The organism is Vibrio sinaloensis (genome assembly GCF_023195835.1).
Lineage (GTDB): Bacteria > Pseudomonadota > Gammaproteobacteria > Enterobacterales > Vibrionaceae > Vibrio > Vibrio sinaloensis_C.
In genome coordinates this window covers 708,816-728,661 of record NZ_CP096200.1, presented here as the reverse complement: position 1 = coordinate 728,661, position 19,846 = coordinate 708,816, and the positions used below count along the sequence as shown (strand labels likewise).

Annotated in this window: 14 protein-coding genes; 8 read left to right on the top strand and 6 right to left on the bottom strand. The window is 46.7% G+C overall.

Features of this window, described 5'->3' with window-relative positions; all coding sequences use genetic code 11:
* Positions 1–2 precede the first annotated feature (2 nt).
* Positions 3–1,700 (top strand): ATP-binding SpoIIE family protein phosphatase, encoded by a 1,698-nt coding sequence (locus MTO69_RS16840; RefSeq protein WP_248334594.1) that lies wholly within the window; start codon positions 3–5, stop codon positions 1,698–1,700.
* Positions 1,701–1,818: 118 nt separating this feature from the next.
* Positions 1,819–3,498, top strand: a complete 1,680-nt coding sequence (locus tag MTO69_RS16835; protein WP_248334593.1) for a DUF342 domain-containing protein — start codon at positions 1,819–1,821, stop codon at positions 3,496–3,498.
* A gap of 236 nt (positions 3,499–3,734) precedes the next feature.
* Here the strand turns inward: MTO69_RS16835 and MTO69_RS16830 are convergent, their stop codons facing one another.
* From MTO69_RS16830 to MTO69_RS16820, 3 genes are all read right to left on the bottom strand, one after another.
* Entirely contained in the window at positions 3,735–4,490 is a 756-nt protein-coding gene (locus MTO69_RS16830) for a hypothetical protein (RefSeq protein WP_248334592.1), read from the bottom strand.
* A gap of 196 nt (positions 4,491–4,686) precedes the next feature.
* Positions 4,687–5,598 (bottom strand): LysR family transcriptional regulator, encoded by a 912-nt coding sequence (locus MTO69_RS16825; protein ID WP_248334591.1) that lies wholly within the window; start codon positions 5,596–5,598, stop codon positions 4,687–4,689.
* A 206-nt stretch (positions 5,599–5,804) separates the two neighbouring features.
* Entirely contained in the window at positions 5,805–7,097 is a 1,293-nt protein-coding gene (locus MTO69_RS16820) for a threonine/serine exporter family protein (protein WP_248334590.1), read from the bottom strand.
* A 329-nt stretch (positions 7,098–7,426) separates the two neighbouring features.
* Between MTO69_RS16820 and MTO69_RS16815 the strand changes: the two genes are divergently transcribed.
* Together MTO69_RS16815 and MTO69_RS16810 are read left to right on the top strand one after the other, a co-directional pair.
* Positions 7,427–8,863, top strand: coding sequence for a serine hydrolase (locus MTO69_RS16815; protein ID WP_248334589.1), 1,437 nt, complete (start codon positions 7,427–7,429; stop codon positions 8,861–8,863).
* A gap of 499 nt (positions 8,864–9,362) precedes the next feature.
* The gene (locus tag MTO69_RS16810) at positions 9,363–10,925 is read left to right on the top strand and encodes an amidohydrolase family protein (RefSeq protein WP_248334588.1); all 1,563 of its coding nucleotides are present in this window, start codon (positions 9,363–9,365) and stop codon (positions 10,923–10,925) included.
* A 21-nt stretch (positions 10,926–10,946) separates the two neighbouring features.
* On the opposite strand, the gene MTO69_RS16805 is transcribed toward MTO69_RS16810, so the two are convergent.
* The gene (locus MTO69_RS16805; protein WP_248334587.1) at positions 10,947–11,918 is read right to left on the bottom strand and encodes an AraC family transcriptional regulator; all 972 of its coding nucleotides are present in this window, start codon (positions 11,916–11,918) and stop codon (positions 10,947–10,949) included.
* A gap of 628 nt (positions 11,919–12,546) precedes the next feature.
* Between MTO69_RS16805 and MTO69_RS16800 the strand changes: the two genes are divergently transcribed.
* Entirely contained in the window at positions 12,547–13,392 is an 846-nt protein-coding gene (locus MTO69_RS16800) for a DMT family transporter (protein WP_248334586.1), read from the top strand.
* Between the two features lie 36 nt (positions 13,393–13,428).
* Here MTO69_RS16800 and MTO69_RS16795 read toward each other — a convergent pair whose 3' ends face one another.
* Positions 13,429–15,138 carry a methyl-accepting chemotaxis protein gene (locus MTO69_RS16795; protein WP_248334585.1) on the bottom strand — a complete coding sequence of 570 codons (1,710 nt, stop codon included), beginning with the start codon at positions 15,136–15,138 and terminating at the stop codon, positions 13,429–13,431.
* Positions 15,139–15,396: 258 nt separating this feature from the next.
* Here MTO69_RS16795 and MTO69_RS16790 point away from each other — a divergent pair, with 258 nt between their 5' ends.
* Positions 15,397–16,863: a sensor domain-containing diguanylate cyclase gene (locus MTO69_RS16790; protein WP_248334584.1), complete on the top strand. Its 1,467-nt coding sequence runs from the start codon at positions 15,397–15,399 to the stop codon at positions 16,861–16,863.
* A gap of 89 nt (positions 16,864–16,952) precedes the next feature.
* Here MTO69_RS16790 and MTO69_RS16785 read toward each other — a convergent pair whose 3' ends face one another.
* Positions 16,953–17,372, bottom strand: coding sequence for a universal stress protein (locus tag MTO69_RS16785; protein WP_248334583.1), 420 nt, complete (start codon positions 17,370–17,372; stop codon positions 16,953–16,955).
* A 198-nt stretch (positions 17,373–17,570) separates the two neighbouring features.
* On the opposite strand from MTO69_RS16785, the gene MTO69_RS16780 reads away from it, so the two are divergent.
* Positions 17,571–18,959, top strand: a complete 1,389-nt coding sequence (locus tag MTO69_RS16780) for a glycoside hydrolase family 1 protein (protein ID WP_248334582.1) — start codon at positions 17,571–17,573, stop codon at positions 18,957–18,959.
* A gap of 156 nt (positions 18,960–19,115) precedes the next feature.
* On the top strand, positions 19,116–19,841 hold the full coding sequence (locus MTO69_RS16775; protein WP_432715658.1) for an IclR family transcriptional regulator: 726 nt from the start codon (positions 19,116–19,118) through the stop codon (positions 19,839–19,841).
* Positions 19,842–19,846: the final 5 nt, after the last annotated feature.

The window sequence follows — 19,846 nt, the reverse complement described above, 5'->3', positions numbered from 1 at the left end:
GTATGCATGTAATGATCGTAGACGACCATGCAACGAACAGAGAGCTATGTCGTTTTATGCTCAGTCACCTAGCCGAGCAGGTGACCACGTTTGAGAATGGACAAGGGGTCGTCGAGGCCATGAGCGAGATGAAGGCCTTGCCAGACATCATTTTGCTTGATGTGATGATGCCGATTAAAGATGGATTCACCACTGCGCAAGAGATCCGCCACGCGTTCCCTGATACTCATATACCGATTATTTTCCTCACGGTGCTTGACGATCATGCGTCGTTTGAGCGCTGTTTAAACTATGGTGATGATTTCATTCTCAAGCCGATAGAGCGCAGCATCATCATTGCCAAAGTACAGGCGCACTACCGCATTGTCCGTATGCACAATCAGGTGATGGAGCAGCGTGATGAACTGAGTCAGTTTCACGAGCAGGTGCGCTACGAGTATGCGATAGCCGAGTCTATTTTTTCCAACTTGATGCTGGAAATGAGCACTCAAGTGCAAAACATTTACGGCATTAACTACCTGTCTACCCCTTCTACTGTGTTTAATGGCGACTTAATCGTAGTGGCAAACCGCCCTCATGGCGGTGTGTATGTGATGATCGCCGACGCTACCGGACATGGTTTGCCCGCAGCGATTTCCGCGATTCCTGCTACTCGTGCCTTTTTTTCCATGGCGGCAAAAGGTCTGTCTTTAGGTGAGATAGCCCGAGAAATCAATGAAGTCTTAGTTCGGTTTCTACCGATGGGGATGATGCTGGCCGCCAGCATTTTTGAAGTTCGAGCCAATGGCTTTGAGGTGTCATGGTGGGGCGGGGGATTGCCTGATGGTTATTTGATCGACCGTAAAGGTGAGATAGTCAGTCGTTTGGTCTCCACTCACATGCCGCTTGGGGTGTTAAAGCCGCATGAGTTCGAAGCGGATATTGTCAACTTTCGCTTGGAGCCAGAGCAGCAGATTATCTGTTATACCGACGGGGTCATTGAAGCTTGTAACGAACAAGGGGAGCAATACGGTCAACAGCGGCTTGAGTCGGTGTTTAAGCAAAATCGCGCCATCATTCCCACGCTGTATGAGTCGGTGCGTCAGTTCGCCGACAAATCGGTCGGGGATGATTTGTCTATTTTGGCCATGACGTTTCCCATCTCCAATGCCAATATTCAAGAGCCACCACCCAACGAAATTGTGCTCAATAATATCCCCATCGACGCAAAACTGCATCTTAACGGCGCGACGTTACGTGGTATTACAGTGATGACCGAAGTGCGCAAGTTCTTGACCGGAATACTCAATGGCGGCGTGCACCTTGATTTGGTCTGCTCGGTGTTGTCCGAGTTATTTGCCAATGCGATAGAGCACGGTTTACTCAAACTGGACTCGTCAATTAAAGAGGAACCCGATGGTTTCTTTCTGTTCTATCAACTGCGAGAAGAAAAGCTGAAACAGTTGGACGATACCGCATGGGTTGATCTTAATATTCATTTCGATCCGCACCAAGCTCGTTTGGTGATGACACTCGAACACAATGGTGAAGGCTTCGACTACCAAGCCAATCAAGCGCGCACTGATAAGGTGCTCACTCATGGTCGCGGCATTGTTCTTGCTACAGAATTATGTGATTCATTGGAATATTCAAACCAGGGTCGCTGTGTCACCGCTGTGTATTCGTTATCGGCTTCACACCATTTTCCAAGCTCGAGCTAGTACCATTTACAGTGTAAAAAACATCTAGTGATGTACGCCTTAAAATGTCACAGTTTTGATACAGTCCCAAGAATATTTTCTATACACTGAGGTTAGGAAGTACTAAGGACAGAATGACATGTGGGATAAATTTGTCGCGTTTTCTGACGACAACACTCAGGTGCTAGCCAAGCTTTCACCTGATATCACGGTAGACTCGAATTTCGATACGCGCGGCCTCAACGAAGCGCTAGCGGCAATTGAAGCGGCTGACCTCTATCTAATGGAAGAGGCGGTGACTAAGTTCATCAATTACGCAAAAGAAATGAAAAGCGAGGCTTACGTGGGTGTGGCCATTGCTGAAGTCAGAGATGCGTCGATTAAGGTTGAGCTGTCTGAACAAGATATGCTGGCCAGTATCACAGTCACTGGCGCTTATCGTGGTAAACCGCTAAGAGGCCCGCAAATTGTTCAAGCGCTAGCAGAAGCCCATGTCACTAAAGGCATCAATAAACTGGCACTAAAAAAAGTGTTAGTGATGAGTCATCAACTCAAGCCGGGCGAAACCTTCACCCAACCTGTCGCCAAAGGTAAAGAACCGATCCAAGGCACTGACGCCAAATTTATCCCCCTGGTTGATGACCCGACCAAACAGGTTCTCGCGCCTAAAGAGTCGAGCCCGGGTGGTAAAGTTGACATGCTCAACTTGGGAGAAACCATCAACGTTGCGGCCAATCAACCCCTGATGAAGCGCGTCCCCGCGACCAAAGGTACGCCAGGTATGACGGTACAAGGCAAGCCGATCCCACCGAAACCGGGCAGTGATGCCGATTTAAAGGTTGGCAAAGGGACTATAATCTCGCCCGATAACCCTAACCTGCTGATTGCAGAAGTTTCCGGTATGCCGATCCTCAAAGAGCGCAGCGTCGAAGTGGAAGATGCGTTGTGCTTGCCTACCATAGGGGTTGCCACCGGGCATGTTAAGTTTAAAGGCAATGTGGTTGTGCTCGGTGATATCGAGTCGGACATGATGGTTCGCGCGACGGGTTCATTAACCGTTGGTGGGTTTATTGAATCGGCGGATGTTCAAGTGCAGGGCGATATCGAAGTGGCTAAAGGCATCATCGGCCACAATGTGTCAGAGGGCGAGAAGAAGAGTTGTGTCGTCAAATCTGGCGGCACCATCACCGCTAACTACGCCCAGTTTTCGGAGCTACAAGCAGCGAACGACATCAAGCTCAGTGTTCACTGTATGAGTAACGAACTGCGATGTGGCCACGACTTAGTGGTTTGTGATGCCTCTGAAAAGCAAGGTACCCTGAGTGGCGGTCATGCGAAAGTGGGCGGAAAAGTCACCTGTGTGAACTTGGGTGTTGAGGGCGATACCGCCACCTACGTTCACGCTTTCGCTCGTTTTCAGATGTTCAAAGACAAACAGGCGAAACTCAAAGAGCAATACACTCAAGCTCAGGAAGGAACCATGTCGATGGTGCGCAAAGAGCTGGAGTTCAAAAAAATACCTAAGTCTGAACGAACACCCGAGCAAGAACAAAAGCTAGAACAAGACAAACAAGCTGCCAATGCGTACCTTGAAAAAGTCAAAGCCGCGCGCGATAACCACGAGAACGAACTGGAAGTTGCCCTAGAAGAGTCGATTGTCGAAGTGAAAGGCAAGGTGTTCACCCATGTGACCGTTCAGTTTGGTGAAGAAAAAGTCATCACCAAGCGCGCTCATGGCGCCAGTATCTTCAAGTTTAATCAATTCGAGATTAAGTTCTCATCAATGTTCGAAGACGACGATTTAGACCAAGAGCTGTAGTCGTTGACCACCGATAACCCAAACACCCTCAGCAATCACTGCGGGTGTTTTTGTTTGTGTAGACTGGCGCAATGAAAAGGGTATCGCAAAGCAGAGACGCATCGATTGACTACAATCGTCGAACTCATTTAGGAAAAGTGTTTTGGCAGAACGCCTACAAAAATTTGATGAAATCAGCATAGACTGAAAGGAGCGAGATTATGGGCGTCCATGCCCTTGATTTAGTATTGAGGCGCTTAGAAATATACTTTGTAAAAAGCCCAAGCAACCGTATCATCAATATCAATCTTAGCTTTAGACGATTCCATGCTGCCATAGGTATTTTCAAGCTTAAATTGTCCCCATCGCTTACCATCCGCCGACAAAGGTGTACCCACCGTTAGTGAAGTTTTTAGTGTCGAAGTTTCAATACTACCGTCCATGTAGGTGTACTCCGGTGAGAACATAAGGTAGGTGCCATCGGCTCCAGTTTTCCAGGATAAATATGCGGCGGCCATCCCGCCCACTATATCTTTGTCTGTTTCTCCCATTGCCTGAGTAAAGCCCTTATCATATTGACCAGCTAATACACCTACACGGCCGAATATTACAAAGTTTTCAATTCCTGGGTTGAACATCGAAATCGCGCCGACTGCAGCAGTTGTAAAGTTTGTATTATCGATAATGTCTAGTGAGACTGCTGCTTTTGGAGCAATGCTATTGCCAGTATTAAAAACTTGGAAATACTGTGCACGGCTATCGCTGTAATTACCATCATCGTCAATTGTCCCTTCAATCGTTGCCATTCCCATTTGGCCTTCGGTTATGCCAAACCCGAACGATGCCGAAAGTTTAACATCACCTTGGTTATTCATGCCCACATATCCTGAGGTGCTGACTTGAGTAAGATCAGAAGGATCAATTTTATCTGTTACAGCATCTTGGGCGAATGTAGCCTGTGCACTAGAGGCAACTAGGGCAGTGGCAATTAATGTCTTAGTGAGTAGTTTCATGTTAGTTCTCCTGTATTGAATCTGTGGAGAACTATACGGATTTCGTTATACCTCAAATAGGTCAGTTCGCGCCAGGCGATGGGTCAGTTAGCGCCAAAACATTGCCTAGTTCAAGCCTAGTTTTACTATAGGTGAAATGGCTATATAGATATAGTGGATGAGGAACTCCTACTAGCAGGATAGAGCTTCGCCTACATTACTTGCTTTGACTTTTCTTAAACTCCGTAATGTATCTTTCGATTGCAGGTACAATAACGTGCTTAACATCTTTCAAAATATTTGAATGTTGACAGCATAACGTTAGAGGTACTTTGAACCCTTCCAACAATTGAGGTATTTTCAGCGGAACCAGTTCATCCACCGTAAGCTCTGATTGAGAAAGTGACAACGGAAGCCATGCCCAACCTAAATCATCCTTAACCAGTTTTACGGCCAGTGCCAATTGATCGACATCTTCATTATTGCCAGAAACAATGAACTTATCGCCCAACCCTTCATCAATGAGCGAGCGCAGGACGAACTGTCTTTCCGTTTGCAAAGTAGATAACAACTGGGATTCTGTTACCTGATGGATTTTTCCACCTTTCTTTACGAATGGTACAAACTCCGTGTGGCCGATAAATACAGTATCTAAGCTTTGTATCGCGGTGCTTTGATGTGAGTTAGCAATGCCAAAATGATACTTACCATCTAATACTCCGGTTCTAATATCTTCCCTATCTCGAACCAGAAAATCGACTTTCATGGTCGGGAATGCCTTTGAGAGCTGCTGGCGTATTTTTAGAAGGGCGTTGTGTGGGATATAGCTGGGATACGCGATAGTCACTCTTTCTAACTCACCATAAGAGAGACTGAGCGCAACCTTGTCAAACACTTTGGCGTGCTCAATCGCTTGCTTGGCATAGTGATAAAGCAAATGTCCATCTTTTGTCGCTTCAACAGAGCGGCCAAGTCGCTCAAATAGCGTGACTGCCAGTTGGTCTTCAAGGTTGGTGACAACCTGACCAATAGTCGTGCGATGTTTGTTCAGTTGCACAGCTGCTTTGCTAAGTGATGATTGTTCATAAACAGTCACAAACGCAAGGAGTTGTTCTAGGCTGAAGTTCATGTAGAGCACCATCGTTGTAAACTCGTATTTTAATCATACCACCAAGTTTTGATTGTCGGCTAGAAAGCGCAACTGTATATATCTCATGAGCAAGGGATTGAGATTTCGGTGGTGGTAATGTTGTTGCTTAGGTTAATGGTTCAACGAGAACGGATGGTGCTTCTTATGTTCAGTTAATTTGTTTTTTATCGATAAACTTGATCAGATCACAGCGTCATTAGTGGCTTTCTTAGCCGATGACCCATCCATAATCCAAACAGGATTGACAGCGCCACGGTAAAGGTTTGTGAAAACTGCTCTAAGCCAAGCGTCACATCTCCATCAGTGATATTAATCAGACCTCGAAAGCCTATTGTTCCACTAACTAGCATCACTACAACTGGAACCATAATTACTGAGCTAGGTCGACCTGTACGCGTCGACCATTCCCCCGCCAACAACACAGCGATAAGGCTGCCCAATAATGCGCCTAAATGGGTACCAGACAACTTGCCTCCCATTAAGTAAACGGCAAATGCAATCACAGCGACCAATGTTACCCACAAAAAATCTCGTCTTGAGACTTGGAATACCACATTCAGCCCCACCATTAAGATTGGGAACAGAATAACAAACCAGTATTCATTGACCGAAGGTACACTATATGGAGACACTGACAACGCTATCGACGGGTAAACAAGGTTAAGGCTCGCCCACGCACCTATGACCATTTTTGTCATACAGAGCATACCCATTGATAAATTAACCCAGCCAGACCGCCATCTAGTCGCCGCCAATTCACTGACCCCCAAACTAATGGAGTACCCTGGCAGTATAATTGCTGTCGCCGAAACAATAACGATGACGCTATTTATTGCGGGCAGCCAGGTGCTGACAACAGCCGTTAGTAGACCAACCGAAAAAGTCGATACTAATGGCATCCAAGGCTGTAACCGCACATTCCAACGAGAACTGGATTGGACGATAAAAAAGATAAGAGTACTCAGCATTGACGCAAACAATGTATCTAACCAGTTGCCGCCAATTATGCCTGGCAATCCAAATGCAACAGCGACATAGCCGAACAGCACCAGATGCGAATCCCATTCTGGTTGCATTGTGTCAATGGCCTTAAGGTGTCGTACCGCAGCGGCAGGAGATACCCTACCTTTTTCTAGCTTGGTGACAACGTCTCCAATCAAAGACAGTTTGTGTAATTCAACATCTCCAGCCACTTGAAAAAAATCACTTTTTTGCCAGCCATTATCAATCCTTGTCAGAGCTATTTGTAATCGGTCAGGGAAGCTCTCAACTTGAGCTCTATACCCAAAAAGTTCAGCAAGAGACTTGAGATACCCTTCAATCCGAATGGAGGAAGAACCATATTTGTGAGCACAAACTCCTACTAGAGAAAGTACCTCCCATATTTCTTCATCGCTATAATTTGAGCTTCTAGCAAGACATTCTAAATCAGCTGCACTCTTGCTGTCTCTTAAAGTCATTATTTCAGTTCTAGACATAATACAACTCTAATCAATAGTCCGAATCCGGACGTGGAATATGCAATATCATCAGTCTATTTAAAGGTGCCTAAATGGCGTACTCGCCTTTGTAGGATCTGATCCACTGAATCTAGGTGAAACGTTAGAAATTGCCACGGAAGCTAGTTAGCGCAGGCTGTATAGAGGTCAGAGGCAGTTGGCCGAGTAGGCTGAAGAGTGAGAGTAAAGTGACCTTATAAAGAGGAAAGTACTGAAATACTGTTTGTTGGTCGTTTGGCATACAATGACCTAAAAAAGGTTTCTCTACCGAAGCATAATGAGCTCAGTTCGAAAACAGGAGAAACAGCATGAAAACACAAACATCAAATCACACACAAAATGAAATCGACCTGAGCCGCCGAAACTTTATGAGCAAAGGAGCCGCTGTTGGAGCGACTGCTGGATTGGTTGGGATGGGATTAGCGTCTGCAACGAATGCCATCGCAGCACCGACGAAAGCGCCAGCCATATCAGATATCAGTACGGCAATCTCTCCGCTAGAGGTAGAGAGCAACATGGCGCGTTGGAAGCTGCCACAATCGATTGACTTTGTTAATGGCGCAACAGAGAGATTTGGCTTTAGAAACTGGCAGTCGGGGAATGATGATTCGGTGTACTATAACCTGAACATTCCATCATTCTTTAAATCTAGTGTTGTAGCGCCACCTTTCGCCCCATCAACTCTAGAGCGTCAAATAGATGAGCGAATTAAACACGTTTCGTTTACTGCTCATGATGGTTCGAAGACACCGACACTAGAGCGCTATCTTACTGGTCCAAAACAAGTACAAGCCATGATGATGGCTCATAAGGGTAAAGTCGTGTTTGAAACCTATCCGGGTATGAATCCGACCGACTTTCATGTGTGGATGTCAGCGTCTAAAACCACAGCTGGACTACTGGTGTCTATGTTGGCGCAAGACGGCAAAATTGACTTATCTAAACCCGTTTCTCATTACGTGACAGAGCTTAAGGGCAGTGCCTGGGACAAGGTGAGTGTCAAAGACACAATGAATATGGCTCCTGCGCTAGATAATGAAGAGACCTTTGAAAGCTTAAGTAACCCTAAGTCTTGGATGTCGACTTTCTTCACCGCAATTTTTGAATCGCCAGCGGGTAGTCACAAATGGAGAGAGCTTCTAAAAGAAGTTCAGCCATTACCAAACGAAAAGCCAGGAGAGCGCTTCCGTTACTCCACAGCTAACACTCAAGTTTTGGTGTTAGTTGTTGAAAGCGTTACAAATATGTCTTGGCAGCATTACTGGAATCAGCGCGTTTGGTCTAAAATTGGGGCCAAAAACTCGTTTATTGTCGGTTTGACCCCTGATGGTACACCTATTGGTGGTGGACTCAATTTCACCACCGCAGAAGATATGCTTCGTTATGCAATGATTTACACACCAAGTTACCAAGCAGTGAGCAACGAACAGATTGTTGATAATGAGTTGTTACGATTAATCCAGAACATGGGCAGCCCAGAAGCTTATAAAATCTCGACAGAGCTTGAGTATGGCAAACGTTGGTTCGGCGAAACCCCAAAGCTAAATACTGCGCAATGGGATCATGCTTTCGCCGATGGTGCAATGTTCAAACATGGCAACATGGGACAAGGTATCTATGTCGATCCTAAGCGAGACTTCTGCGCGATCTACTTTGGCTTGGCGAGTAATGATGAAAGCGTTACAGGAATTGACCACTCTCCTGGCTACCTGCGCAATGCAGCGAAACTTATGGCTGGCTTCTAACAGCGAACCTAAAACTTTATTATACAAAGCCTCACGAAGTGAGGCTTTGTCGTTTCGATTGTCCAGCTAGAATGGTGTTTGTCCATCTTTATTCAGTACAACATGCCTATACAACAAGGGTGAGATACTCCATTCCATTGCTCTTAACTTCGGTTGCTGCTGTCGAAAGTAAAAAAGTTAACTCATCCTCAATTGATAAGTACGCCCATAGCTGGCGTCGCCCTTACTGCTTCATCTTCATCCTATCTCGCAATGTGAGCCCATACCAGGCTTTGTGTTCCTTGATAGTTAAGCGAAATAGTCTTTAGTATCGCACACCTGCACAGACAGGTACCTAATATTAAATGATGACGCGAAATGACCTACTTTGGTGAGGCGAGATCTCCTATATTCTTCGTACAGAGCAAATCAATAGTCATGTGTCTATTTAGTTAATCAATGAAGATGATTGCTTTACTAGCATTTTATAAACCTTATTTAACTGTATGAGAACGAACCAATGAAATATTCCTATTCGGCAATAAAAAAGGCCTCTCTTCTTAGTCTCGCACTTTTGTCACCGGCCATTTTGGCGGCAGATTATGACACCGTCATTTTGAATGGGCGAGTTATTGACCCTGAAACACAGTTTGATTCAATCGCCAATGTTGGTATTAAAGACAATCAAATCGTGACCATTACCACCGACGCTATCAGTGGCAACAAAACCATCGACGCGACAGGCAAGGTTGTTGCACCGGGTTTTATTGACGTTCATGCCCACGGACAAAACATTGGCGACTATCGCATGCAAGCAATGCAGGGGGTTACGACAATGCTAGAGCTAGAATCAGGCGTTCTACCAATCAGTGACTGGTATGAGACACAAGGCGAGAAAGGGTTGCCTCTTAACTACGGTGCTGCTGCAGGCTGGACTTATGCACGCATCGCTACTTTTACTGATACCGAACCGAAGGCTACAGCCACTTACTTTCAGCAAGCACAATCTAGCGACGACTGGAAGATGGACATCGCGACCCCTGAACAACAAGACAAAATACTTAAACTTATTGAACAGGGCCTAGATGAAGGTGGCTTAGGCATTGGAGTTAATGCTGGCTATGCGCCGGGCCATGGTCAGAAAGAATATTACGCACTGGCTGAATTAGCAGCAGAACGCGGTGTCGCAACATATACTCATGTGCGTTATGCAAGTAACACGGAACCACAAAGTTCTTTTGAAGCGGTAAAAGAGCTAATTGGCAATGCCGCGATCACAGGCGCTCATATGCATTTATGTCATATCAATAGCACATCACTCAAGGATATTGATACTATTCTTCCAATGGTCGAAAGAGCCAAAGATCAAGGTATTAACGTTACTGTAGGTGCTTATCCCTATGGTGCGGCGAGTACCGTTGTCGGTGCAGCCATGTTCCAAGGGGAAGGTTGGCGTGAGCGTATGGGCTCAACAGCAGAAAATTTCCAGCTCGGAAAAGAGCGTATGACTGAAGAGCAGCTCGCTGATTATCAGGAAAACAACCCTGGAACCTTCATCGTTTGGCACTTTCTAGATGAAAATAATCCCCAAGATCTCGCTAAACTTGACGCATCAATTCTGAGTCCAGATGTCCTAATCGAGTCTGATGAAATGTTCTGGATGCATATGGATGAGGAAGGTCACGTAGATAACTACGAGGGAGATGAATGGCCTTTACCTCAAGACCTTTTCTCTCATCCACGCTCAAATGGTACCTTTGCCAAAGTGTTGAGAGTTTATGTTCGCGAACGTGGTTTATTATCTATGTCTGAAGCGTTACGAAAAATGACCTTAATGCCAGCTCAGTTGCTTGAAGACTTTGTTCCGCAAATGAAACGTAAAGGTCGAATTCAAGAAAATATGGACGCCGATATTGTCGTATTCGACCCTGAAACCATCACGGATGTCGGTACCTATCAAGATCCAAATCATCCTGCTGTTGGTGTTCATTGGTTGCTAGTTAACGGTGAGATTGTCGTTAACAACACTGAGCTCGATACTACGGTCAAAGCAGGCCAACCAATACGTCGTGAACAAAAATAATTGCTAGCTCTGCGCGCAGACTCACTGCGCGCATTGAAAATGCTTTCTACGATATTGTGCTGGTGTCATATTTAGCCAGCTACGAAAAGCTCGATTAAAGTTAGACAAGTCATTATAGCCACATCGCCAAGAAGTCTCGTCAGGAGAGAGCCCATCTTGAGTTAACAATTGGATGGCGACATCTCTTCTCGCTTCATCTCGCAACTGCTTCACGGATAAACCATGCTCTGCTAGTCGTCTCTGTAGTGTTCGAGCGGACATGCTCAAAAATTTAGCAAACCAATCAACACTAAAAAAAGGTAGTACGGCATAAGTTTGTGATAGACGTTTCACCCGTTGCGACCACTCTACTTCATCTTCGAGTGAAGGAGGGATCGGCTTAAAATCATCCTCAAGATCTATCCTAATGGCACCGAAAGGGTGGCCAAAGCTAAACGCTGTTTTAGAAAAACCAATGGGCAATCCTTTTGTTAAGTGTTCAGAAAAGCTCATAAAGGCATGTTCGGGTACCCAATCCTTCCCCAAAAATAAGCGGCACATTGATAATAAAGCAAAAGATCGAAACCACTCTGTCTGATCAAAGCCTGGTGTAGAAGGATGGTAGGCTCCTCTATGACAGAGATACCAATGGCCCTCCATTTTCTCCACCCAAACAACAACGTGACTATTGAGTTCCGGCATTAGCTTAATCAAGGCGACTATCGCCTCCTCTAAGTCATTGCACTGCTTAAACTTTTCTTCTAGCGAGGTTGATATTTGACCGAGAGTTATTAGCTTTCCGACTTCTATTCCTACTCTTTTATTACTATGGCGCATCATGTCCAATAGGAACGACATTACTTGTTGTGAAGACAGCCATACAGTACGACTGGTTAAATCTTCTGGAATTTGATGCACCTTCGCGAGCTGTTTCCATTCAATTCTGTGTTTTTCAAAATACCGAACAAATGGGACAAGATTACTGGAACTAGTGGTATTAATGTTAGTTAACACGAGTACTCCTTGGCGCTATATGACCTAAAAATCCACTCTACTATCAAATAGTATAGATACATAACAAAACAAGGGATGGAACAATGAAACTCCAATCTCTATCAGTCATTAAATGAATCCAAGCCAGTGGTGACTATAACGCTTATGCTGGGACAACCAATGAAGAGAGCTCTGTGCATGCCTTCAACCAAGCTGAAAAATACCAGGCTTAGCAGTTGGACTTCATATCCGAAAATGGTGCGATGGAAAAAGTGGACACCTAGGTCAATGATTATACATTAATCTAGAGCGTTACTTTATGGGAGTCTCCTACTTTACCAATCCACGTCAATCTGGGCTTGGTGAAAACACAGCACCTGCCCTTATGCGTTCCGAAGCTAAGAAGCTTGCTGGAGACTAACACTATTTTGGCGGTTTCTCCCTTGTTTCTCCTGTTGGCAAAAGGGAGAGACTGCCTTCTACCCCGAACTCGATGGTTCTTCAATGGTCAGGCTTAGCGTTGAGTTTATCTCGTCGATAATTCCCTCTGGTGATTGCTCCAAGCTGTTTCTTTCATTTAGCGCCAATGACTGGGCTATGCTGTTCTCCACTGGCTGATATACTGAGCGGAAAGCTAATAAGGAAGATTATGCCCCGTTCCATTCAATTGATTGTTGCTTTAGTCGCATTTGCGGCTAATTCGTTTTTTTGCCGCTATGCGCTCGCTGATGAATCCATCGATCCTGGTTCATTCACTTGGATCCGCTTGTTGTCGGGGGCGGTAACCTTAGCCACACTTTTATGCTGGCAAGGAAAGCTCAAAGTGTCGCTGTTTAACGACAAGTTAAGCTGGTGGTCTGGCGCGGCTCTATTTGGCTATGCGATCTGTTTTTCGTTTGCCTATACCGCCTTGAGCACCGGTACTGGGGCGTTGATTTTGTTTGGTATGGTGCAACTGAGTTTGGTTGCTTTCTACGTCGGCTCTGGGCATCGGCTATCAAAGAGTGAAATGCTGGGCGTTACCGTTGCATTGGGCGGTTTTGTGCTGTTGATGTTGCCCTCTGCGCAAATGCCGAGCCTCTCTGCTGCGCTATTAATGATGGTTGCAGGGGGATGCTGGGCGGCGTTTACCTTGATAGGGCGTAAAGCGGCCAGTGCGCCTGTGGCTATCACTCATGGATTTGTTCTCGCATCCGTCATGGCGGTGTTTGCCAGCCCTATGTTGTTGTCGCTCGAACAAATAACTTGGTCTGGCGCTGGTTGGGGCGTGTTGTCTGGCGTGTTAGCGTCGGGCTTTGGTTATATTGTTTGGTATCAGGTGGTCAAACAAATTAGCGTGTTGCAGGCCTCTGTCGCTCAACTTGCCGTGCCAGTGATAGCGTTTATTGCGGGTGGGCTAGGGTTGGGTGAGGTGATTTCTGTGATGGCGTTAATATCGTCTGCTTTGGTGCTTGGCGGTATCGCGTTGATCTTTATTGGTCATGCGCGGCAATAGGCCCGCTTGTTGCTTCAGCGGGCCATATATCATTCACTATACTCGATAGTGTTCTATCTCGTTACGCAGCACTTCTGCAAGCTCTGCCAACTCCTGTGTCGCCGCACTGCTTTGCTCGGCACCCACTGCGTTTTGATTAGAGATCTCGCTGATGCTACTGATATTGGCGTTGATCTCTTCAGTCACTAAACTCTGCTCCTCAGCTGCGGTGGCAATCTGCGCGTTCATCGCGGTAATTTGGTCAACGCTGGCTTTGATTTGAGTTAGCGCATCTCCGGCCTCGCGCGCTTTATCTACCGTCGATAGGGCATTGTTGGCCCCTGCTTCGAGGCGTTGGGTAGAATCTCGGCTGCCTTGCTGCAGACGTTGAATGGTTTGCAGAATCTCCTCGGTTGACTCTTGAGTTCGACTGGCCAATGTGCGTACTTCGTCTGCTACGACCGCGAAACCGCGACCTTGTTCGCCAGCGCGCGCGGCTTCAATGGCGGCATTGAGCGCCAATAGGTTAGTTTGCTCAGAAATCCCTTGAATCACATCAACCACACTGCCGATCTCTTCCGAGTGCTTGGCCAGTTGGTGCATCGCGTCGACCGACTCTTGCATCTCTTGCGATAAACGCTCAATCATGGTGACGCTGTCCATCACCACCTGTTGGCCGTTTGCTGCGGCGATATCGGCTTGCTCAGACGCATCGGCGGCAGAGGCGGCACTTTTCGCGACTTCGTGTACGGTGGCGGTGAACTGGTTAATCGCAGTGGCCACCTGCTCGGTTTGTGACTGCTGAGTCATGATGTTTTGTTTGGTTTGCATCGACACCGCTGAGTTTTCTTCCGCAGAGCGCGCCAGTTGACCAATAGAGTCACGATTGGTTTGCACCACGTGTTGGAAGCTGGTCACAATACGATTGACCGACTGGGCAATGTGCGAAAACTCGTCGTCTCCAGACGCATCTAAACGTTGGGTCAGATCGCCCGCAGCGATTTTGTCGGATTGCTGTTCTAGTTCAGCAACAGCATGGTTCACTCGTCGAATCACAAACAGTGACATGGTAATAATCACTAGCAGAGATAAGATGGTGATAACACTCACAACCCAAATAAAGCGCTCGCTATTGGCTTCAGCATCTTCAAAGCTTTCACGTCCTTCTTCTACCTGCATCGCAAAGAACTGCTCTGCGTATTGGTAGGCCTGCTGAAAATTGGGGTTGATGACTTTTAATAGCACCAGATTAGACCCGTCAAAATCGCCACTCTTCAATTTTTCTATGGCAGGGACAAAACCTAAATCGCTAATCCGATCAACAATCTTTGCCAAGTCGCTGACCAGTTGAGCCTCGCTAGCATCTAGGTCTGACTGAAGTAACTCGTTATCAATAATGTGGTGCAGCGTCTTAAGTGACTCTTCAATCTGCTTGATGTGAAACTCGACCGGATGATCGTGCATTGAGGAAGTTTTGGATGAGGGATCGTGTTGAAACGCCAGTAACAAAGCGCTACGAGCGTTACCGAGCTCATCGATAACTTTACTGGTACGTATGGTGTGCTGCATCCCCTGGCTGTAAAGCTCTTCAATGTCACTGGCGGCGATTCGCATCCCGGAAATACCTTGATAGCCCAATACTAAAAAGGCGATCAAAGTCAGCAGCACACTGATTTTAAGTTTGGTCCCGACACTTGCGAAAAAATTGGATAACTTCGTTTGCTCTGGACCATGAGCTTGAGTGGATTCTAGCGTCGCTGAAGTCATGTTCATTCCTTATTATTAAAATATGTTTTTCTAATATAGCTAGCATGGCGAAGATTGGCCGTTTTGGGGTTTGATATAGGTCATAAATGGGTGAGATTGTTCTTATCCGTACGGCTTATTGTTAACGCTGTCAAATAGTGAGCGCATCGATAGGTTAACCGAGCTCTCAAAGGTGTTTACCGATGTTGAACAAACCACACAATCGTGCATAGTGGTGTTAACCGTGAGTACACTTTTCATTAGTTCGGACACGACTTGATGACAATTACACTTGGCAACGTCAATCAACTAGATTCTCAGGGAGAGACTTCGTTAGAAAGCGGCTTGTTAATGGCGCTGCTTCATGGTGCGCAAGAGCTTGTCACCGGTGGTGGTTCGTTGCACAGCATTCAGGGGTTGCTAAAAGAGCTGGGTGGTGTCACTGGTGTGAGTCGGGTGTGGATCTTTCAAGTCTTGTCGCTCTCCGACGATGAGATTTTGCAAGATTACGTGTTTGAATGGGCCAAAGATGAACAATATGTACAAATAGGTTTACCTCAGTTCAATCACTTTCGCTCTTCGTTAGCCAACCCAGAATATGCCCAACTGGTTGCTAGCCGTCAGCGAGGTGAGTATCAAGCGGTCCTGACCGAGCAGTTACCGGAGTCCTGGCTTAAAGGGTATTTACAGCAGCAGAGCATTCGTTCGATGCTGACCATTCCTGTTGTGGTAGATAATCAATGGTGGGGGACGCTTGGTCTCGATGACTGCGCTCGCGAGCAAGCGTGGAGTGCCAGTGAAATTACCCTGCTGCGAACGGCCAGCTATCTTATCTCTAGCGCGATAGTGAAAGATAACTTGTGGGCTAAGCAGCGCCAATTAGAGATCATCAAGCAAAGTAGCTTTTTTAGTACCTGGGAAGTGGACGTTCGCCGCGGTTTTTGCTGGTGCACGTCAGAGATCCTTGGGCGAAGCAGCAGCGTCCGCTATCTAAATACCTATACCAGCCGCCAATGGCTGAGACGCATACATCCTCAGCACCGCTCTGCTTTTTTTCGCCATTTGCGGCTTTATCTCAGTGGGCAGCTAGACACATTGTGTTTAGACCTTGAAGTGTGTAACGACAGCGGAGAGTATTGTTGGGTCGATATCCGAACCAATCAAAGCTTTGATATGACAGGCTCCCGCGCCGTGATTGCTGGCGTCATGTGGGACATATCCGAGCGCAAACGCCGCGAAGCGGCACTGGAATCGCAGGCGGTGACCGACCCGTTAACTGGGCTAAACAATCGCCGTCAGTTTGATAAGGATTTGCCTGACTTGATAGCGCGCCCAGAGCACGAGCCCCTTAGCCTGCTGGTGATAGATATTGATTACTTTAAGTCGATCAACGATCAGTACGGCCACGCAATTGGCGACTTGGTATTAAAACAATTGAGTACTCTCTTCTGCAACCAAGGACTGAACATGGATTACGTGTATCGGATTGGCGGCGAGGAGTTCGCCTGCTTGCTGCTTAACATGCCGCTGCCGCTCGCAGAGCGCGTTGCGCACTCTTTGTGTCGGGCCGTTTTTGGTCACCCAATACGGATTGATGGGGTGGAAGTACGTTGTTCTATCTCTATTGGTTGTGCGCAGCGAAGTGATCATTCGAATGATGGCCAAGCGCTTTTCACTCAGGCCGACCAAGCGCTGTACCAGGCTAAGCGTTTAGGGCGAAATCGAGTGGTAGCGGCTAGCGCCTAGAAATCAGCATAATAGGTGAATGCCAGACGCTTTCTGATTTACATTGTAAACGGGCTTCCTAAAGGAAGCCCGTTGTCTGTTTGAAGCGGTTAGATCGGTACAACAAGGATATCGACCGGAGACTTATCCACTAAGTGTTTAGAGTAGGAGACGATTTTGCTCCAGAAGTCATGATGGTGGCCACACAACAGCAGGTCGACTTGATTGTCTTCAATTGTCCCTTTTAGCTTGTCGGCGAGGTCGCCGGTGCCGACGAGAATGTGTTTGATCGGATGCTCACTGTAGGCTTCAAAAGCACGAATTTGCTCAATCGTGTGCTCACCGAATGGCTGCTGATCTTGATTGGCCTGAATATCGGTCACTTCAGGATAAATCTCTCCATGGGAGCCATCGATATGGATAAACGAAATCTCAGCCTCGGTCAGCTTGGCTAAATAGTTTGCCTTGTCGATCAGCACCTTGGTCTCTTCACTAAGCTCAATGGCAACCAGAATGTGTTTGTAGTTCATAATCATGACCTTCTCGTAACTAGCCTAACTTAAGCATAATCTCTCAATCGCGACAAAGTTGTCGCGAATGTCTCGAAAACGTAAAAATTTTAAACGGCGTCGACAAACTCGGAAAAATTAGCCTCACAACTCAACCTTATTTGTGCCGATTTTGCTCGCTACAATGGGTGAAGTATTGAGCGTAATCTGGAGTAGACAATGACGTTTCCAAGTGACTTTTTGTGGGGTGGGGCCATCGCGGCTAACCAAGTTGAGGGGCATTTTGACGGTGATGGCAAAGGGCTATCAACCTCAGACATGTTGCCAAAAGGGATTTTAAGCCCACATCAAACTCGAGCGCAGCGTGGGCCGGGTATCAAAGATGTGGCTATCGATTTCTATCATCGCTATCCACAAGATATCGCGCTGTTCGATGAGATGGGCTTTAACTGCTTACGTTTGTCTATCGCTTGGACGCGCATTTTTCCCAATGGTGATGAACTCGAGCCCAACGAAGCAGGACTTGCCTACTACGACAAAATTTTTGATGAGTTGGCTCAGTATGATATTCAGCCGTTTGTGACTCTTTCCCATTATGAGATGCCGTATGCGCTGGTGGAAAACTATGGTGGATGGGCAAGTCGAGAGTTGATCACGCTATTTGAGCGCTATGCACGTACGGTCTTTGAGCGATACAAAAACAAGGTCAAGCTATGGCTGACGTTCAATGAAATCAATATGTCACTCCACGCACCATTTACCGGCGTCGGTCTGGCAGAAGAGGCGTCGGAGCAAGACATCTATCAAGCCATCCATCATCAGTTATTGGCCAGCGCCAAGGCGGTCAACTTGTGTCATCAAATCATCCCTGATGGCAAGATTGGCAACATGTTGCTTGGGGCGATCAACTACCCATTCACTTGTAATCCAGATGACGTATTGGCAGCCATGCATGAGAACAACAAATGGCTGTTCTTTGGCGATGTACAAACGCGCGGTAAGTATCCAGGCTACATGCTGCGTTACTTCCGTGATAACAATATTGATGTGCAGATGTTGCCGGGCGATCTTGAGTTATTGGCTAGCGCCAGTGTCGATTTTGTGTCGTTCAGTTATTACGCCAGCGGCTGCGCCAGTGCCGATGAGCAGCATAAAGAGGTGGGGAATATTGTCGATAGTGTGCCTAACCCGTATTTGGAGAAGAGCCAATGGGGCTGGTTAATTGACCCGAAAGGTCTGCGCATCTTACTCAACTTCCTCTACGACCGTTACCAAAAGCCGCTGTTCATTGTCGAAAACGGCTTAGGAGCGCGTGATGAAATTAATCCGCAAGGGGAGATTGTCGACGACTATCGAATCGCCTATCTGAATGACCACTTAGTTCAAGCACGAGAGGCTATCTTAGATGGTGTGGAGCTGATGGGCTTTACCAGTTGGGGACCGATTGATCTGGTGGCTAACTCAACCGCAGAGATGAGTAAGCGCTATGGTTACATCTATGTAGACCGTCACGATGACGGCACTGGTAGCTTGACCAGAAAACGCAAAAAAAGCTTTTACTGGTATCAAAGCGTGATTCAAACCAACGGCGAGTCACTCAAAGGATAATCATAGGGAGCTTTCGAGCTCCCTTTTTTCTGCCCTTGATTGTTGATATTACCATTTGGTGAGAAAATGAAGCGAAAAGATATTACGCATTCTCGCATTGTAAGAATATAGTTTGATCGAAACTCATTCGGAGCGATACAAATAGGCATAAAGGTTATGAAGCTAAATAGTGGACAGGTTAACGAGAAAGTTCTGCAACTTTTGATGCAAGTTGCGGTGAGCGATGAGCCTGTCACCGCCAAACAGTTAAGCGAACAATTGGGTACCCCGATCAGCAGTCTCTATCGACACCTGAAACTGCTCAAAGAGTGGAACCTAATAGAAGAAAGTCCGAATGACAAAACCTTGATCATCGGTCCGGCAGCTTTGCTGTTGATGCGCAGTTATGAGACCAGTCAGCACGATCTCGATGTGATTGATACGGTGCTGAACCGACTGCAAAAGCAGACTGGCGAGATGGCGGCATACATGGTGCCGGTTGGATATCGAGCTTTGTGTGTCAGTCGGAAAGAGAGTATGCAGGCGCTTCGTTGCAGTTACGTCCAGGGTCAAAGTCAACCCCTGCTACGTGGCGCCTCATCCAAAGTGATGTTGGCTTATATGCCAGTTGCGCGCTGCGAAAAGATTTTACGCCACTTTGGTGAGCAACAGAGAATCGAGCAGTGGCAGCAAGAGTTAGAGCAGATCAGAAATCAAGGCTACGCGGTCAGTACCTCGGAAATCGACGTTGGGGTATCGGGGATCAGCGCGCCGGTAATGAAAGGCTCAAAGTTGATTGGGGCAATTAGCGTGATGGCTCCGGCTCATCGCGTTCAACTCAATCAACAAAGGATTGTTTTACACGTTTTACAAGCAGCGAGGGCACTGCCCCCAGAGAGGTAATGGAT

Coding starts and splice junctions, on each gene's coding strand:
- MTO69_RS16840 (WP_248334594.1), top strand. CDS start 3: ATGCATGTAATGATCGTAGACGACCATGCAACGAACAGAGAGCTATGT.
- MTO69_RS16835 (WP_248334593.1), top strand. CDS start 1,819: ATGTGGGATAAATTTGTCGCGTTTTCTGACGACAACACTCAGGTGCTA.
- MTO69_RS16830 (WP_248334592.1), bottom strand. CDS start 4,490: ATGAAACTACTCACTAAGACATTAATTGCCACTGCCCTAGTTGCCTCT.
- MTO69_RS16825 (WP_248334591.1), bottom strand. CDS start 5,598: ATGAACTTCAGCCTAGAACAACTCCTTGCGTTTGTGACTGTTTATGAA.
- MTO69_RS16820 (WP_248334590.1), bottom strand. CDS start 7,097: ATGTCTAGAACTGAAATAATGACTTTAAGAGACAGCAAGAGTGCAGCT.
- MTO69_RS16815 (WP_248334589.1), top strand. CDS start 7,427: ATGAAAACACAAACATCAAATCACACACAAAATGAAATCGACCTGAGC.
- MTO69_RS16810 (WP_248334588.1), top strand. CDS start 9,363: ATGAAATATTCCTATTCGGCAATAAAAAAGGCCTCTCTTCTTAGTCTC.
- MTO69_RS16800 (WP_248334586.1), top strand. CDS start 12,547: ATGCCCCGTTCCATTCAATTGATTGTTGCTTTAGTCGCATTTGCGGCT.
- MTO69_RS16795 (WP_248334585.1), bottom strand. CDS start 15,138: ATGACTTCAGCGACGCTAGAATCCACTCAAGCTCATGGTCCAGAGCAA.
- MTO69_RS16790 (WP_248334584.1), top strand. CDS start 15,397: ATGACAATTACACTTGGCAACGTCAATCAACTAGATTCTCAGGGAGAG.
- MTO69_RS16785 (WP_248334583.1), bottom strand. CDS start 17,372: ATGAACTACAAACACATTCTGGTTGCCATTGAGCTTAGTGAAGAGACC.
- MTO69_RS16780 (WP_248334582.1), top strand. CDS start 17,571: ATGACGTTTCCAAGTGACTTTTTGTGGGGTGGGGCCATCGCGGCTAAC.
- MTO69_RS16775 (WP_432715658.1), top strand. CDS start 19,116: ATGAAGCTAAATAGTGGACAGGTTAACGAGAAAGTTCTGCAACTTTTG.